Annotated in this window: 16 protein-coding genes, 2 tRNA genes and 1 pseudogene; 8 read left to right on the top strand and 11 right to left on the bottom strand. The window is 46.6% G+C overall.

Features of this window, described 5'->3' with window-relative positions; genetic code table 11:
* The first annotated feature begins 9 nt into the window (after positions 1 to 9).
* From IEN92_RS05730 to IEN92_RS05705, 6 genes and pseudogenes are all read left to right on the top strand, one after another.
* Positions 10 to 1,056, top strand: coding sequence for a bifunctional UDP-4-keto-pentose/UDP-xylose synthase (locus tag IEN92_RS05730; RefSeq protein WP_215375622.1), 1,047 nt, complete (start codon positions 10 to 12; stop codon positions 1,054 to 1,056).
* A 12-nt stretch (positions 1,057 to 1,068) separates the two neighbouring features.
* Positions 1,069 to 1,986, top strand: coding sequence for a polysaccharide deacetylase family protein (locus IEN92_RS05725; RefSeq protein ID WP_216161470.1), 918 nt, complete (start codon positions 1,069 to 1,071; stop codon positions 1,984 to 1,986).
* 37 nt (positions 1,987 to 2,023) lie between these two features.
* Entirely contained in the window at positions 2,024 to 2,491 is a 468-nt protein-coding gene (locus IEN92_RS05720; RefSeq protein ID WP_216161468.1) for a peroxiredoxin, read from the top strand.
* 232 nt (positions 2,492 to 2,723) lie between these two features.
* On the top strand, positions 2,724 to 4,370 hold the full coding sequence (locus tag IEN92_RS05715) for a PhoH family protein (RefSeq protein WP_215375613.1): 1,647 nt from the start codon (positions 2,724 to 2,726) through the stop codon (positions 4,368 to 4,370).
* Between the two features lie 124 nt (positions 4,371 to 4,494).
* A pseudogene (locus IEN92_RS05710) lies at positions 4,495 to 4,878 on the top strand (C40 family peptidase); the annotation flags it as partial.
* A gap of 93 nt (positions 4,879 to 4,971) precedes the next feature.
* A complete protein-coding gene (locus tag IEN92_RS05705) occupies positions 4,972 to 5,238 on the top strand; it encodes a hypothetical protein (protein WP_216161465.1) in 267 nt (88 codons plus the stop codon).
* 90 nt (positions 5,239 to 5,328) lie between these two features.
* Here the strand turns inward: IEN92_RS05705 and dnaB are convergent, their stop codons facing one another.
* From dnaB to IEN92_RS05675, 6 genes are all read right to left on the bottom strand, one after another.
* On the bottom strand, positions 5,329 to 7,779 hold the full coding sequence (dnaB, locus tag IEN92_RS05700) for a replicative DNA helicase (RefSeq protein ID WP_370623904.1): 2,451 nt from the start codon (positions 7,777 to 7,779) through the stop codon (positions 5,329 to 5,331).
* A gap of 69 nt (positions 7,780 to 7,848) precedes the next feature.
* Positions 7,849 to 8,301: a 50S ribosomal protein L9 gene (gene rplI, locus IEN92_RS05695; protein ID WP_216161462.1), complete on the bottom strand. Its 453-nt coding sequence runs from the start codon at positions 8,299 to 8,301 to the stop codon at positions 7,849 to 7,851.
* Between the two features lie 13 nt (positions 8,302 to 8,314).
* Positions 8,315 to 8,587 carry a 30S ribosomal protein S18 gene (gene rpsR, locus IEN92_RS05690; protein WP_028819198.1) on the bottom strand — a complete coding sequence of 91 codons (273 nt, stop codon included), beginning with the start codon at positions 8,585 to 8,587 and terminating at the stop codon, positions 8,315 to 8,317.
* A gap of 13 nt (positions 8,588 to 8,600) precedes the next feature.
* Complete coding sequence (gene priB / locus IEN92_RS05685; RefSeq protein ID WP_215375601.1) at positions 8,601 to 8,894, bottom strand: primosomal replication protein N; 294 nt, start codon at positions 8,892 to 8,894, stop codon at positions 8,601 to 8,603.
* 59 nt (positions 8,895 to 8,953) lie between these two features.
* The gene (gene rpsF, locus IEN92_RS05680; RefSeq protein WP_216161459.1) at positions 8,954 to 9,328 is read right to left on the bottom strand and encodes a 30S ribosomal protein S6; all 375 of its coding nucleotides are present in this window, start codon (positions 9,326 to 9,328) and stop codon (positions 8,954 to 8,956) included.
* A gap of 134 nt (positions 9,329 to 9,462) precedes the next feature.
* Entirely contained in the window at positions 9,463 to 10,506 is a 1,044-nt protein-coding gene (locus tag IEN92_RS05675) for an asparaginase (protein WP_216161457.1), read from the bottom strand.
* 64 nt (positions 10,507 to 10,570) lie between these two features.
* Here IEN92_RS05675 and lexA point away from each other — a divergent pair, with 64 nt between their 5' ends.
* On the top strand, positions 10,571 to 11,290 hold the full coding sequence (gene lexA, locus IEN92_RS05670; protein WP_215375593.1) for a transcriptional repressor LexA: 720 nt from the start codon (positions 10,571 to 10,573) through the stop codon (positions 11,288 to 11,290).
* A 61-nt stretch (positions 11,291 to 11,351) separates the two neighbouring features.
* Here lexA and IEN92_RS05665 read toward each other — a convergent pair whose 3' ends face one another.
* The 5 genes from IEN92_RS05665 to uvrC all read right to left on the bottom strand — a co-directional run bounded on the left by IEN92_RS05665 (position 11,352) and on the right by uvrC (position 14,755).
* Positions 11,352 to 11,813 carry a hypothetical protein gene (locus IEN92_RS05665; RefSeq protein ID WP_216161454.1) on the bottom strand — a complete coding sequence of 154 codons (462 nt, stop codon included), beginning with the start codon at positions 11,811 to 11,813 and terminating at the stop codon, positions 11,352 to 11,354.
* Between the two features lie 84 nt (positions 11,814 to 11,897).
* A tRNA-Cys gene (locus IEN92_RS05660) sits at positions 11,898 to 11,971 on the bottom strand.
* 48 nt (positions 11,972 to 12,019) lie between these two features.
* A tRNA-Gly gene (locus tag IEN92_RS05655) sits at positions 12,020 to 12,095 on the bottom strand.
* 116 nt (positions 12,096 to 12,211) lie between these two features.
* Complete coding sequence (gene pgsA / locus IEN92_RS05650) at positions 12,212 to 12,787, bottom strand: CDP-diacylglycerol--glycerol-3-phosphate 3-phosphatidyltransferase (protein WP_215375587.1); 576 nt, start codon at positions 12,785 to 12,787, stop codon at positions 12,212 to 12,214.
* Between the two features lie 33 nt (positions 12,788 to 12,820).
* Positions 12,821 to 14,755: an excinuclease ABC subunit UvrC gene (uvrC, locus tag IEN92_RS05645; RefSeq protein ID WP_216161451.1), complete on the bottom strand. Its 1,935-nt coding sequence runs from the start codon at positions 14,753 to 14,755 to the stop codon at positions 12,821 to 12,823.
* Between uvrC and earP the strand changes: the two genes are divergently transcribed.
* On the top strand, positions 14,754 to 15,824 hold the full coding sequence (gene earP, locus IEN92_RS05640; protein ID WP_216161448.1) for an elongation factor P maturation arginine rhamnosyltransferase EarP: 1,071 nt from the start codon (positions 14,754 to 14,756) through the stop codon (positions 15,822 to 15,824). The two genes, uvrC and earP, sit on opposite strands and share 2 nt — an antisense overlap.
* Positions 15,825 to 15,827 lie beyond the last annotated feature (3 nt).

The following is a 15,827-nucleotide window of genomic DNA, read 5'->3' as shown; positions in this document are numbered from 1 at the left end:
GCAGTAACAATGAAAAAAGTACTCATTCTTGGTGTGAACGGTTTTATTGGTCACCATCTCTCAAAACGCATTCTGGAGACAACCGATTGGGATGTCTACGGCATGGATATGCAAAATGACCGTCTCGGTGATTTGATTAACCATCCGCGCATGCATTTTTTTGAAGGCGACATCACCATTAATAAAGAATGGGTGGAGTATCACATCCGTAAATGCGATGTCATCTTGCCCTTAGTGGCAATTGCCACTCCCGCAACCTATGTACAACAACCATTGAAAGTATTCGAGCTAGACTTCGAGGCGAACTTGCCAATCGTGCGCTCTGCTGTGAAATATAAAAAGCATTTGGTATTTCCATCAACCTCCGAGGTTTATGGCATGTGCGAGGACAGTGAATTTGATCCTGCCAAATCCAATATGGTCTATGGCCCCATCAATAAACCACGTTGGATCTACGCTTGCTCCAAGCAGCTCATGGATCGTGTGATTTGGGGTTATGGCATGGAAGGCCTGCGCTTTACTCTGTTCCGTCCATTTAACTGGATTGGCCCTGGTCTAGATAGTATCTACACACCAAAAGAAGGTTCATCCCGCGTAGTGACTCAGTTCTTAGGTCATATTGTGCGTGGCGAGCCTATCAACCTTGTTGATGGTGGCGCGCAGAAGCGCGCCTTCACTTATGTGGATGATGGTATCGATGCATTGATGCGCATCATTGATAACAAAGATGGTGTGGCTAACGGCAAGATTTACAACATCGGCAATCCAAAAAATAATCACTCAGTACGTGAACTTGCTAATCAAATGTTAGAGATTGCTCGCAGTATTCCTGAATACGCCAAGACCGCAAATGAAGTTAAGATTGTTGAAACAACATCAGGCGCGTATTACGGTGAAGGTTATCAAGATGTGCAAAACCGTGTTCCAGCGATTGATAACACAATGAGTGAATTGGCTTGGAAGCCAACTACTTCGATGACAGATGCCCTCAAGAATATTTTTGAAGCTTATCGTCAAGACGTAGAAAAAGCCCGCTCTTTAGTCGATACAGAATAAGTACAGGGGTTCATGGCAAAGATTGCTCTCAAGGTTGATGTTGATACCTTACGTGGCACCAAAGAAGGCGTCCCAAATCTAGCCCGCACACTCAAGCGCTTTGGCCTGAAGGCCACCTTCTTGTTTAGCCTGGGTCCCGACCATACTGGTTGGGCCTTAAAGCGAGTCTTCCGTCCCGGCTTTCTGAAAAAAGTGAGCCGTACTTCTGTCGTTGAGCACTACGGCATTAAAACCCTCCTCTATGGTGTCCTCCTACCAGGTCCAGATATTGGCAAACAAGCTGCTGCAGAAATGCGCGCAATTGACCAAGCCGGTCATGAAACTGGTATTCATACTTGGGACCATGTAGCTTGGCAAGACGCAGTGCGCGATCAAGACTCCGCATGGACCAAAGCAATGATGCAAAAAAGTTGGGGTCGCTTCGTTGAAATTTTTGGTCATGTGCCAGTAACTTATGGTGCTGCTGGCTGGCAAATGAACGAAGTAGCATTTGAACAACTGGATCAATGGGGTATCGCCTACTCATCCGATGGCAGGGCTGAACCCAATCTCATGCCGTATCGATTGGCGCTACCTGCAGGCAAAGCAAGGCATGTGCAATATCCCACGACCTTACCCACTTTTGATGAACTCATTGGGATCAATGGCGCAGATGAATTTGGCGCAGTCAAAAAACTCTTAGAGATCACGCAAAGCAACCCCAATGATCAGGTTTTCACCTTACATGCTGAACTAGAGGGGCAAAAGCTATTGCCAGCCTTTGAACGGCTCTTAGCTGGATGGCTAGCTCAAGGCCATGATCTAGTGACTATGGGTGAACTGCATAAATCCTGGGAAGCGACCAAGCAACTCGATAAAATAGCCGTGTTACCCGTCACCTGGGGTGAAATACCAAACCGCAGTGGCGAGCTGATTATTCAGAATCACTAATTTAGACTTACTTAGTAGCAAATAACAAAGGATCATCATGACAGTAGCTATCGGTCAATCCATACCAGAGTGCGCCATTCCTGCAACATCAGGACTGACTTTTTCTCCCGCATCCGCTAAAGGCAAAAAATTGGTGCTGTACTTTTACCCTAAAGATATGACTCCAGGTTGCACTGCTGAGTCAGGTGAGTTTCGTGACAATATTGAGGCATTTACTAAAGCCAATACTTTGATCGTTGGCGTATCACGCGATAGCCTCAAGTCTCATGATAATTTTCGCAGCAAATTAGAGCTGCCATTTGAACTGGTTGCCGATACTGAAGAAAAGCTTTGCCAACTCTTTGGTGTCATGAAAATGAAAAATATGTACGGCAAACAGGTCCGTGGAGTCGAGCGTAGCACCTTCCTTTTTGACTCCTCTGGCAAGCTCGTAAAAGAGTGGCGTGGACTTAAAGTTCCTGGTCATGTGACAGAGGTATTACAAGCGGCCCAGGCTACCAAGTAATTTTTACAACAATTTGTTCTGAGGTGCTTGCAAACCATAAAATTTGGGGTAAAGTAATTCATATGCACCGTAAAAGACGGGAAAGTCTGACAAGCCGTTTGAATCAGAAACCTGAATATTTCAGAACAGGTTCGGGGAATAACCCCCTCCGTTTTTTAGAACTCATTGCAACCAGTTTCGTAATAAACCGCCAATGCACTCCGCATGGCGGTTTTTTCTTTTAGGAGAGTCCATGCCATTGCCACCCATCCCAACTCAAATTGCTGATCAAGTAAAACTCAGTCGCAAAGACACTCCGGATTTGAAGAAACGTCCCGCCCCAGCAAAACCAGTAGTGATGGAAACTTCCGATTGGACTAATGATGTGGCAGAAGATTTATCTGCAGCTGAAGTAGCCTTGGAAAAAATTAAAGCGGATCGTAGTCCCGCTCGCCATGAGCATAAGGCTGCCGCACCAGCTAAACCTAAACGCGTTGTGCGCACTGGACCCCCAAGCTTGTTCGTCCTCGATACCAACGTATTAATGCATGATCCTAGCTCATTGTTCCGCTTTTCAGAACATGATCTGTATTTACCGATGACCACTCTTGAGGAATTAGACAACCACAAGAAAGGGATGACTGAGGTTGCACGTAATGCTCGTACAGTCAGCAGATCTTTAGATCAGTTGATTGCCGGTACTAGTGGCACATTAGATGATGGCATTCCCCTAAACAAGCTTGGTAACCAAGATGTTTCTGGTCGCCTCTTCTTCCAAACCAAACTCGCCACTCAAGCCCTGCCCGAGGGACTCCCAGAGGGCAAAGGTGACAACATGATTTTGGCCGTAGTGAGCGAGTTACAAAAAACTCGCAATGGTCAAGAAGTGGTATTGGTATCGAAAGATATCAATATGCGTATTAAAGCGCGTGCACTTGGTCTACCTGCTGAAGATTACTTCAATGACCAAGTATTAGAAGATCGTGACTTGATGTACTCCGGAGTGATGGCTTTATCTGCTGACTTCTGGCCTAAGCATGGCAAAGATATGGAAAGTTGGGCTGACTCTAAGTCTGGCACGATGTATTACCGAGTTACTGGTCCCGCAGTACCGAGCATGCTAGTCAATCAATTTGTGTATCAAGAAAATCCGGATGGCTCCACTCCCTTCTATGCCCATGTTAGGGAGATCAACGGCAAAACGGCTCTCCTGCAAACGCTCAGAGACTTTTCTCACCAGAAAAACAATGTCTGGAGCGTAACTGCACGTAATCGTGAACAGAACTTCGCCATGAACTTGCTCATGAACCCAGATGTGGATTTTGTGACCCTTTTAGGTCAAGCGGGTACTGGTAAAACCTTGTTAGCGCTGGCTGCAGGTCTAGAGCAAGTGCTGGATAGTAAACGCTATAACGAGATCATCATTACTCGAGCAACCGTTCCAGTAGGCGAGGACATTGGTTTCTTACCTGGTACTGAAGAAGAAAAAATGCAGCCATGGATGGGCGCATTCGATGACAACTTAGAAGTGCTCCAGCGCAATGACGATGCTGGCGAATGGGGTCGCGCTGCAACTCAAGAACTCATTCGTTCGCGCATCAAGGTAAAGAGCATGAACTTTATGCGCGGCAGAACCTTTGTGAGTAAGTTCGTCATTATTGATGAAGCGCAAAACTTAACGCCAAAGCAAATGAAAACGCTCGTTACCCGTGCGGGTCCTGGAACGAAGATTGTTTGCCTAGGAAACATTGCGCAGATCGATACTCCTTACTTAACTGAAGGCTCATCTGGTCTTACCTATGTCGTGGACCGCTTCAAAGGTTGGCGCCATGGTGGGCATGTGACTCTGGCACGCGGTGAACGTTCACGTCTTGCGGATCATGCTGCTGACGCACTCTAAGCAAACCCTCTCATGCCGCACTCTCATAGGGTGCGGCATTTTTATTTGTACTCTGCTGGTACTCAGTGGCTGTAGTGTTTTTCGGGGCAACTCAGGTCCGTCAAAAGTTGCTCAATTTAAACAAGACACCAGCGTTGGTACTGAAGATATTTCGATTGCGGCTGTGGGCTTGGTGGATGTGCCCTACCGTTATGGCGGCAATACCCCAAAAGGTGGCTTTGATTGCAGTGGGCTCATCGTCTACGTTTACAACAAAGCAGCGGGCATTAAGCTGCCTCGCACCATCCAATTAATGAGTAGTCAAGGCAGAAGTATTGAAGGTCAAGCTCCAGCACCAGGAGACCTCGTATTTTTCAACACCACTGGTGAAAAATATTCCCATGCAGGGATCTATGTGGGTCAAGGAAGATTTGTACATGCCCCGAGCGCAGGTGGCACGGTACGCCTTGATTACATCACCTCGCCTTACTGGGCCGCTAAATTTACTGAGGCTAGACGTATAGCCCCCTAATATCGATTACCCTATATTCACAATCAATTGAATATTGATTAGAGTGTTTAAGTAGCCATTCAACGCAGTCTTTTACTAAAAGGGAGCAATATGAAGAACATCATCATCGCATTGAGTGTTGTATTGAGTTTCGCATTTCCGAGTTTTGCATTTGCTGATAAGGCTGCGTGTGAAACCAAGGCAGTTAGTCACGACGGCAAGCCACTCTATGGCGCAGCAAAGGATGCCTCCATCAAAAAATGTATGGGCGATGCCAAGCCCGATGATTGCGAAGCAAAAGCTGTGAGCAAGGATGGCAAGCCTTTATATGGCGCTGCCAAAGCTGCCTCGATCAAGAAGTGTGAAGGCGGCAAGTAAAGCGATTTAAAAGTTTTGTCCTTCGATGAAAAAAGCCTCGCATTGCGAGGCTTTTTATTTCTTACTGTAGTTTTATTTAGTCGCTGCTATTTAAAACGGCTCGTAACTACCTGAAGAATAGCCAATAGACCCCATCGCCAGGTTATCAAACTTGGTATATGGGCCTTGCCAGCTAAGACGTACTGTACCGATTGGGCCGTTACGTTGCTTACCGATGATGATCTCTGCCATCCCTTTATCGGTAGTCGTGTCTGGGTGATACACCTCATCACGATAGATGAACATAATCAAGTCTGCGTCTTGTTCGATCGCGCCCGACTCACGTAAGTCAGACATGATGGGGCGTTTATTGGGGCGCTGCTCAAGGCCACGATTTAACTGTGAGAGTGCCACTACTGGGCATTGCAATTCTTTTGCGAGGGATTTGAGTGAGCGGGAGATTTCAGAAATCTCGGTGGCACGATTTTCAGAACCAGAGCCACTCATGAGTTGCAAGTAATCAATCACTACTAGACCAAGTGTGCCGCCAAAGTTTCTGGCAATTCTACGGGCACGGGCACGTAACTCTAAACTGGATAAAGAGCCCGTCTCATCAATCAATATTTGGGTATTACTTAAACGGGCAATTGCATCAGTAACACGTGGCCACTCATCATCTTGCAACTTACCAGTACGCATACGACTTTGATCAACGCGCCCTACTGATCCCAATAAACGGGAAGCCAATTGCTCGCCTGACATCTCCATCGAGAAGACGACAACTGGCAATCCTTCAGCAAGTGCAACATTCTCTGCAATATTCAAGGCAAACGCAGTGTTGTGAGTAACGACATAATCATTCGTTACATAAGTTCTTTGAGGGTGACTCACTGAAATGCATTGCGCCTCAGACATTCTCGAGGGAACAATACTTGTAAATGAAAGTCTGCGCTGACGATCCCAGCTTGCTCTTAATCTTTCCTTCTTTTCAGGTAAAGTGAAAGCCTCAAAACCAGGGCCAAAGCTCATATTTAAAACATAACTTGGACGACCTAGCTTCTTTTCACCCCTGTAGGTATAACTAGTTTGCTTATGCGCTATTGAGCAAAAGCCCCCCAGAGATCTGGCTAAAGTTGCAACATCTTCAGATAATTGCTTGCTTGCTGTACAGAAGCGAATAGAGCCCCACTTCTCAATCCATCCATCGGTATCCATCAAGCCCTGGAACAATGCAAGCCGAGAATTCTTATTTGCCTCTAGATAAGTAGCGGGAATATATTTATCAAAACTTCTGCAACCGAGCACACCTAATTCACCTAAAGCAGCTCTAAAATAATTTGTCTTTACAGCTGCTCTTTGACCATTAGCGGCAATTCTTTCTTTCGAAACCAATCTCCAGTCGTATGCATTAGCATGCACTAACTCCATCTCATAATTCGCAAGCAAATTCATGCGCTCTACAAGCTCTGGTGACTTGGTTGAAAACATCACTGATCCATGAGATAGGGCTAGAGTGCCATCACCTAGCAATGCACCTAAAACCCACGGATGAATTGGCAATGCATTCGAATGGCCAAAATCGCCTGAGACCGGATCAACCCATAATCTATTTTTATATCGAACACATTGCAGCATTTCCATTAACCGTGCTGTGTTGATGACGCGTGGCTCAGACCAATCGCGATACATCACCCTCCACAGATGTTCATCACAACATTCTGCTTCACGACCATCGGAGAAGGTGACTTTGTATATCTGCTTCAGACCTTGTGGATAAATACCAGTCACCATCGAGTGCTGGCCATCCACCGAAGCGAGGCGATCACCAAACTTTAGATCTCCCATCAACTTCCAACCATCAATCGTCTTTACTTTTGCATCTAGTGGCTGCGCCTTACCCATCGAGGGTCTTCCAGCAACAATTACGAGGTCGCCTTTTTGCAGGCCGCTAGTTTGCTTATCTAAATCAATAAAGCCAGTAGCTATACCCGTAATGTCGCTACCACCTTGGCGGTTATACAACTCATCGATACGAGCAACTACTGTTCTTAGAAGTGGTTCGATTTCAAGGTAATCCGCTTTGCGACTACCCTCTTCACCGATTTGCAAAATACGAGATTCAGCCTCATCCAACAGCGTTCTTACTGAACGACCCTCTGGTACAAAAGCAGAATTAACAATGTTGTCTGAAACTTCAATTAAACGACGCAGAATACTGCGGTCACGAACGATGTCGCCGTAGCCTTTGATATTTGCAGCGCTAGGTGTGTTTTGCGCCAGAGAATTAAGGTAGTCAACACTGACTAAGTCGCCACCCTGTTCAGATTTAATTGCATCATGAACCGTAATGACGTCAGCGGGATGATTGTCACCAACCAAACGGGCAATGACCTTATAGATCAAAGCATGCTCAGGACGATAGAAATCTTTATCCGTTAACACGCCACCGAGACGATCCCAGGCGGTGTTATCGATCAGTAGACCGCCGAGCAGTGATTGCTCGGCTTCTACAGAGTGTGGTGGGACTTTTAAAGCCTGCACGACTGCATCACCAGGCCCCATCATGCCAGGATTTGGCGTAAGGGAACGTGAACGGGATTCAGCCATGAGGCTAATTTACAGACCTAAAACTTACGCTTGCTCGCCAACTACACGAATGGTGATATCTGTCACTACATCGGTATGAACAGCAACCGCTACAGGATGATCACCAACCATTTTCAATGGGCCAGTAGGCATGCGAATGGAAGCCTTCTCAATCGTGAAGCCTTTAGCTTTCAACGCATCAGCGATGTCATGGTTGGTTACAGAACCAAATAAACGACCGTCAACACCTGCTTTTTGACCGATTTCAAGAACCAAGTCTTTCAACTTTGTGCCAACCGCTTCAGCTGCAGCCAATTTCTCAGCAGCCAATTTTTCCAACTCAGCACGACGCAGAGCAAAGTCAGCAATTGCTGCTTCAGTCGCACGACGGGCTTTACGTTGTGGGATTAAGAAATTACGAGCGAAACCGTCTTTAACGCGTACAACGTCGCCGAGGTTGCCCAAGTTTGTTACTTTTTCTAGAAGAATGATTTGCATTGAGGGCTCCCAATTATTTCTTGTGTTGATCGGAGAATGGCAATAAAGCCAAGAAACGAGCACGCTTAATAGCAGTGTCTAACTGACGCTGATATTTTGCTTTTGTGCCTGTTAAGCGCGCAGGAGTGATCTTGGCGTTCTCGCCAATGAAGTCCTTCAATGTGTCTACATCCTTGTAATCGATTTGCTCAACGCCACCAACTGTGAAACGGCAATAACGTTTACGCTTGAACAATGGGTTCTGAGCTGGTTTCTTTTTGAAATCGGGTTTCTTTCCAAACGCCATGATGATTTCCTCTTTAATTTTTCAATTGAATGTGGTTAATATGGAATACGAGTCTTTGATTACGTAGAGTCTTCGGGGCTAAGAATCCTTCAAACACTGCCTCAGTTCCTAAATCCATTTGCTCTAGATCCTTTTGTATGGGACCGATTGCAATGGCTTCAACGCTCATCAAGATTTTCCTTGCCACTCCTACCTCGTTTGCTTGACCGCTATGTTCTAGCTGGCAATGCATCACCGGTATTCCTGCTGGTGTAAATCGAATCGCGTCTTTAGATACCAAGATTGCAGTGAGGGTGAAATGATTCAACGCCGCTCCGCTTCTCTGATACGTTTTCTAGTCCGTGTATTCCTCTTCAAATTTCTAACTTATTCCGCTGCTACAGGAGCATCGGATTGAGCTGATTTGCGCGCTTCTTCACGTTGCACTTCTTTCATCATGATGGAAGGCTCTACTTCAGCTTTCTTAGTCTTGATGATGAGGTGACGCAAAACAGCATCGTTAAATTTGAACGCATGCTCGAGCTCTTCCAGAGTTTTCTGGTCGCACTCAATGTTCATGCAAACGTAGTGGGCTTTAGCAAGCTTATCGATCATGTAAGCCATCTGACGACGACCCCAGTCTTCCATACGATGGATTTTGCCGCCCGCAGCTGCTAATGTAGCTTTGTAGCGATCGATCATCGCAGGCACTTGCTCGCTTTGGTCCGGATGGACGATAAAGACGATTTCATAATGACGCATCTAACACTCCTTAAGGATAAAGTCACCTGGGCGTCTTGCTAACTTCCGATGGTTTTAAAGTTAGCGCCAGTGTGACAAGGTAGTAACAAATTGTAGGTATTACGTACAACACTTTAAAAACTGCTTTTCAGCACTTACCTAAAATCAGGCAAGACAGCCATTCTAGCAAAAAAATCCTGCCAAGTCAGGGATTTATCGACATTTGCAGCATTTAATGCGAGTTGAAGCGCAATACGCGCCCGAGGGGCAGAAAGGCTGTCTGCTGCCAAACCAAACTCAGCATCACCCATGACCATACCCGCGCCTGTGCGTGAAGTTCTCACTAAAGCCAAACCTTTGGCTGCGGCTCGCTTTAAGGGTTCGCTCCAGGCCTGATGCAGGCCGCCAAGCCCTGTCCCTGCCAACACTAGACCCTGAACCTCAGAATGGATTAAAAATTCCATCATTTCAGGTTTAGCGCCTGCATGACTGGTCAAAATTTCCACCCAAGGCCACTGTTGTGGAATTGGTAAATCCTCGCTGCAGGCAGCCTCAACAGCCTTTAGCCTGGATAACCAAGAAGGGTTGATCAGGCTAATAGGGCTTGATGGGGAATCCATTAAAGGGGCGTTGAGTGCCGAAGTGTGGCGTTTTGCCAAATCTCGAGCCAGACAAACCTTACCGGCAAAGACCGCAAATATCCCGCCAGGACAATTTTCTGGAGCAGTTGAGGCCCATTTCAAGGCATCCAATAGGTTTATGGGTCCGTCAGCCTGGGGTGCATTTGCCGGGAGCATGGCGCCCGTAAAAACCACTCTTTTGCCAAATTTTTCAGCAAGTTTGCCGCAAGTTGCTGATAAGAAAAAACCTGCTTCCTCAACGGTATCGCTTCCATGGGTGATCACAATGCCCTGCACTGCTGGATCCCTCAGTGCCTCCCTAACAGTTAGGCCCAATAGGGTTAGCAGCTCTTCACTTAAGTCGCGGCTATCGATATTCGCTATCTGGCGAGAAACCAGTTTCACCCTCTCTGGAATAGCCTGTTTAACCTTTTCTAAGAGGGCCTCCACCCCCAACTCTCCCGCCTGGTAAATACTTGGATTCAACTCCGGGTTTAGCGCCAAACCTGCAATCGTGCCACCCATCCCCAAGACCAAAATGTGCGGAGATTTTTCGACTGGAGCTGAGCTTGGATTCATCCTTCCATTATCCCCCCCAGCAAAAGTGCTTGAAATATCAAATAGTGCTGTATACAATCCCAGTATGGACATAAATACAGTCGATTTTCCAGAGGAGCTGACTGCCCTCCCCAAACTCACTTCCCGTCAAAGTGAGATTTTGGAATTAATTACGAAGGCCATCGATGAGAGCGGCTCTCCACCCACGCGCGCAGAAATTGCTGCCCAACTGGGATTTGCATCTGCTAACGCTGCTGAAGAGCACCTCCGCGCCTTAGCGAAAAAAGGTTATATCGAATTAACGCCTGGCACTTCTCGTGGCATTCGCATTCCACAACGTTTCAACCAAACACACCACACCAATCAATATCGCCAGATGTCATTGCCATCTGGCGCCCTACAACAACTTACGCTGCCATTAATTGGTCGAGTTGCAGCTGGCTCACCCATCATGGCAGTTGAGCATGTTGAAAAACATGTACCAATTGATCCAAGTTTATTTAGTAAAGGTGCTGATTACTTATTAAAAGTAAAAGGCATGAGCATGCGCGATGCCGGTATTTTGGATGGTGATTATTTAGCCGTTAGAAAAACGACTGAAGTGCGCAATGGTGATATCGTGGTTGCACGTTTAGATGATGAAGTCACTGTGAAGCGTTGGCAGCAAAAGAAAACTGCCAATGGCATGGTGATTGAACTGCAAGCAGAAAATCCCGACTTCAAAAACATTTTGGTTGATTCCAGTCAGCCCAACTTTGCGATTGAAGGTCAAGCAGTAGGCCTCATAAGGGCTGAAGGCTTATAAGCAATACCGCTTAAAGCAAAAGGTCTCCACTGGAGGCCTTTTTCATTAGTGCGCCACTACATTACTTCCGGGTAGGTGCCACCACATTGGCATTCTTAGGTGACGAAGTAATAGTGATGATCGTTTTAGGTCCAGTGAATGGTCCTTCATTGAGCTCGACGGTCGCCGTGCGATCACCTTTTGTGAAAACTAAAATACTTGTTTTCGATTTCACGGCACTCACAGTAGTCCAACCAGCTCTTGGATATTCTGATTGGAAGAATGCATAAATATCGGTTGGTGTTTGTACGCCCGACAACACTACGCGACCCACCCAGTTATCGCCACGACCAATAATTAAAGAATCTGAGCCCATAATTTTTGAGGCGGCTGGCAAAGGCATGTCGCCCAACAACTGAGCTTGCGTTTCTTGAACTTCGGCAGGGGTTCCGGTAGCAGAGTCGCCCGAGCTTGCGCAAGCCCCCAATAAAGCAGATAAGAAGAGTGCTAATGCGCTGACTTTTAATGTATGGGTATTGATCATATTTCGCTTTAAATAGTGAACGCCACTAACTGAGATGACTAAAAGTATTTTAGGGGATGCCCCCATTTCGTCAAGCGAAATTACTGGAGGCGCGTGAGGGAATCGAACCCCCGTACGAAGCTTTGCAGGCTCCTGCCTAACCACTCGGCCAACGCGCCAGTATCCGAATCAAAAATGGGAAGCTTTTGAGGGCTTCCCATCGAACTTGGAGCGGGAAAGGAGGTTCGAACTCCCGACCTATACCTTGGCAAGGTATCGCTCTACCAGCTGAGCTATTCCCGCATAACAGGGCAGTAGTTTAGCAAACAATCGCGAAGAAAGCATTATTCCCGCTGGAAGCCAAAAATCCGCCCATTGAAATCTACCGCTCATCCCCATCCTGCAGGGGTTTAGAAGTATTAGTCGATTTTGCCAGCCAACTGAGGCAAGGCTTTTTTCATGTAATAGAACATCGACCAAAGCGTTAAAAAGCAAGCCACCCAAATCAACCATGTACCAATTCTGGCGCAATCCAACCATCCGAACAAAGTATCGTTCAGCAGCAGAAATGGAATCGCAATGAGTTGAGCAGTGGTTTTCAATTTACCCACCATATGTACCGCTACGCTTTTACCTGCACCCAATAAAGCCATCCACTCTCGTAATGCCGAAATCGTAATTTCGCGGCCAATAATAATCAGCGCCACCCAAACTTGTACACGGTCCATATTGAGTAGCACCAAGAGCGCTGCCGCCACAATCAATTTGTCTGCAACAGGATCCAAGAACTGACCAAACGCTGATTCCTGCTGCATGCGGCGCGCCAGAAATCCATCTAACCAATCTGTCACTGCGGCAAAAATAAAAATAATCGTTGCTAAAAGATTTTTCTCAAAAGGAGTGAACCAAGTATTGGGAAAGTAGAAAACGGCGACCAGCAAGGGTATTGCTGCAACACGCAACCAAGTTAAGGCAATGGGGATATTGAATGGCATGGAATAAGCATAAACCAAGTGGAGGTGAATAATTTAGTGGAGTTGACGATAAATTTGTTCAGCCAAAGTCAGTGAGACCCCCTCAACACTGGCAATCTCCTCAATACTGGCATTGGCAACCCCTTTTAGGCCTCCAAAACGGGCTAGAAGTTTTTGACGTCGTTTGGCACCAATTCCTTCAATCTCCTCTAAACGAGAGACTGTTCTAGCTTTGGCACGCTTAGCACGCATACCAGTAATGGCAAATCTGTGAGCCTCATCCCGAATTTGTGCCACTAACAACAATGCAGCGCTATCAATGCCCAACTCTAATGCGGGGCGCCCATCAGCAAAGATCAAAGTTTCTAAGCCCACTTTACGACCCTCGCCTTTAGCAACACCAACAATCAGGCCGACATCCATACCAAATTCTGAAAGAACTTGCCTGGCCATCTCGACTTGACCTTTGCCGCCATCAATCAAAATTACTTGTGGAATTTTATCAAGTGGCAGTTCTTGGAAGTTTGCATAGCGCCTTTGTAAGACTTGGCGCATCGCCGCATAATCATCACCAGGTGTAATGTCGTTAATATTAAAGCGACGATACTGACTGGATTGCATAGCGTTCTTTGCATAAACTACACAAGAAGCTTGCGTTGCTTCACCAGAGGTATGACTAATGTCGAAACATTCAATACGCAAGTGTTCGAGACTTTCTAAATCAAGCGCCAGAATGTCTGCCAAAGCGCGTGCTCTTGCTAATTGGCCGCCTGTCTCTACTAAGCGCTTGGTTAATGCAAGTTTGGCATTGCCTTCAGCCATTGCCAGCCAATGGCGCCTTTGCCCTTGAGGCTGATGTAGGAAGGTAATTTTTCTGCCAGCCTGCGCGTTGAGCAACTCATGCAGATCTTCAGGGGGTGCATCGCTCAGCTTTGAGACATCATCACTAATAGACTGTAGTGGATGATTTAACACCAATACTGGCGGAATTAAATTCGTTGTTGCGCGAGATGAGGCATCGGTGGCAATTTCTTCTGCAGTCTCCTCTAAATAATGTTGCGCAATAAAGGCTTCTAAAATTTCTGGCGGAGATGGTAATTCACCAGAGGTGGTTCGGAGCCCCTTTGGGAAATAAGCCCGATCCCCTAAGTGACGACCGCCACGAATCATGGCGAGATTGACACAAACCATACCTTCCATTTGTGCAACCGCAATCACATCAACATCGCCCTCACCTTCAGCAACCGTATCCATAGACTGCTGCTGCAACACACTCGAAAGGTCTGCAATGCGATCACGGAGCACTGCAGCCATTTCAAATTCCATCGCTTCACTGTGAATGTGCATTTCTTTTTCAAGCTCAGATAAAACCCGACTATGGTCACCCTCCAGAAAACGGGTCGCTTGGGCTACATCCTGACCATACTGCTGGGCACTAAGACGCCCAACACACGGGGCGCTACAGCGATGAATTTGATGCAATAGACAAGGGCGGCTACGATTCTTAAAGACAGAGTCCTCGCAAGTTCGCAAACGAAATACTTTTTGCAGAATTTGCACACTATTGCGTACTGCCCAAGAATTCGGAAAGGGGCCAAAGTAATGATTACGCTTATCGACTTTGCCACGATATGACGCTAGCCTTGGAAATGAATGACCAGTCAACATCACATAGGGATAGGACTTATCATCCCTAAAGAGAATGTTGAATGGCGGAGCCAACTCTTTAATGAGATTGTTCTCTAGAATGAGGGCTTCGGTTTCAGTCCGTGTTACTGTGGTTTCATAACGGGCGATTTTGCCCACCATGAGCGCTATTCGTGGTGAAAGCTGTTTGCTTTGAAAATAACTGGAGACCCGTTTTTTGAGATGACGTGCTTTGCCAACATACAGAATCTGCCCTGCTTCATCAAAGAAGCGATATACCCCCGGCAATCCGGGTAGCCGTTTAACGTCCTGCTGAAGGTTTTCAAAAGAAGAATTGCTCATGCGTTGGGATATTTTCTGCCAAATCGTAGACAACTATGGTGATGCTGGTATTTGTTGGCGTCTGGCCCGAAGCTTATCCAGCATTCATGGCCAAGAAGTCCGTATTTTCTGCGATGACTTGCCAACCCTTAATTTACTCGCTTCTGGCAGCGATGAAGCTCTGGGGCACAAAATCGATATTCAGCCATGGGAGGCAAGCTATAGCAACGCACGCCACCCAGTTCAAACTCCAGATGTGGTTATTGAAGCATTTGGCTGTGATTTACCAGAACGCTATCTTGCAGGGCTCTTTATTGCCTCCGTCAAACCCATCATCATCAATCTTGAGTATTTGAGTGCAGAGCCTTGGGTCGCTGAATTTCATGGCAAGGCATCCCCACAATCGCACGGCATTCCAAAGTATTTTTTCTTTCCAGGATTTCAAGATGAAGTTGGTGGCCTACTGCTAGACCCGATTCCAAGTCAAGGCGCAGTCGTTGCTCACCAAATCCCCAAGAGCCTAAAAGAGATCTGGCTCAAACTGCGCCCCAAAGCAAAACGCATCAGTATTTTTTGCTATCCAGGCGCACCCTTGCGCAAATGGCTTGAGGACCTAGCTAGCCTTGGGGAAAACATCGATGTCTTACTGACCCATGGCCATGCTGAACTCTTAAATCTCTATGGCGAGAAAGCTATTGATTTACCTTCAAACATACAACTCTTATCCATGCCCTTTGTGTCTCAAGATGAATATGACTGGGTGTTATCGCAGTGTGACTTCAATATCGTCAGAGGCGAAGATTCATTCATCCGCGCTCAGCTTGCTGGTAAACCATTCATTTGGCATATCTACCCCCAAGAAGATCGTGCACATGAAGTGAAATTAGCGGCCTTTTTAGACCTATACCTAGAAAACGCTAGCCAAGAAATGAGATTGGCCACCATTACTGCAATGACCTGGGCAATGCCTAGCGAATGGTTTAAGTCTCTCAATGACTGGAATGGCCACGCCAAAGCTTGGCGCACCCATCTACTGACAAAACAGGGGGATGGCGGCTTGCCTGCACGCCTACTGCGCTTTATAGCCTAAGCC

This window comes from Polynucleobacter sp. MWH-Creno-3A4, from assembly GCF_018881885.1.
GTDB lineage: Bacteria > Pseudomonadota > Gammaproteobacteria > Burkholderiales > Burkholderiaceae > Polynucleobacter.
Note: the sequence above shows the minus strand (reverse complement) of the source record. Positions and strands in the feature narration are given on the sequence as shown.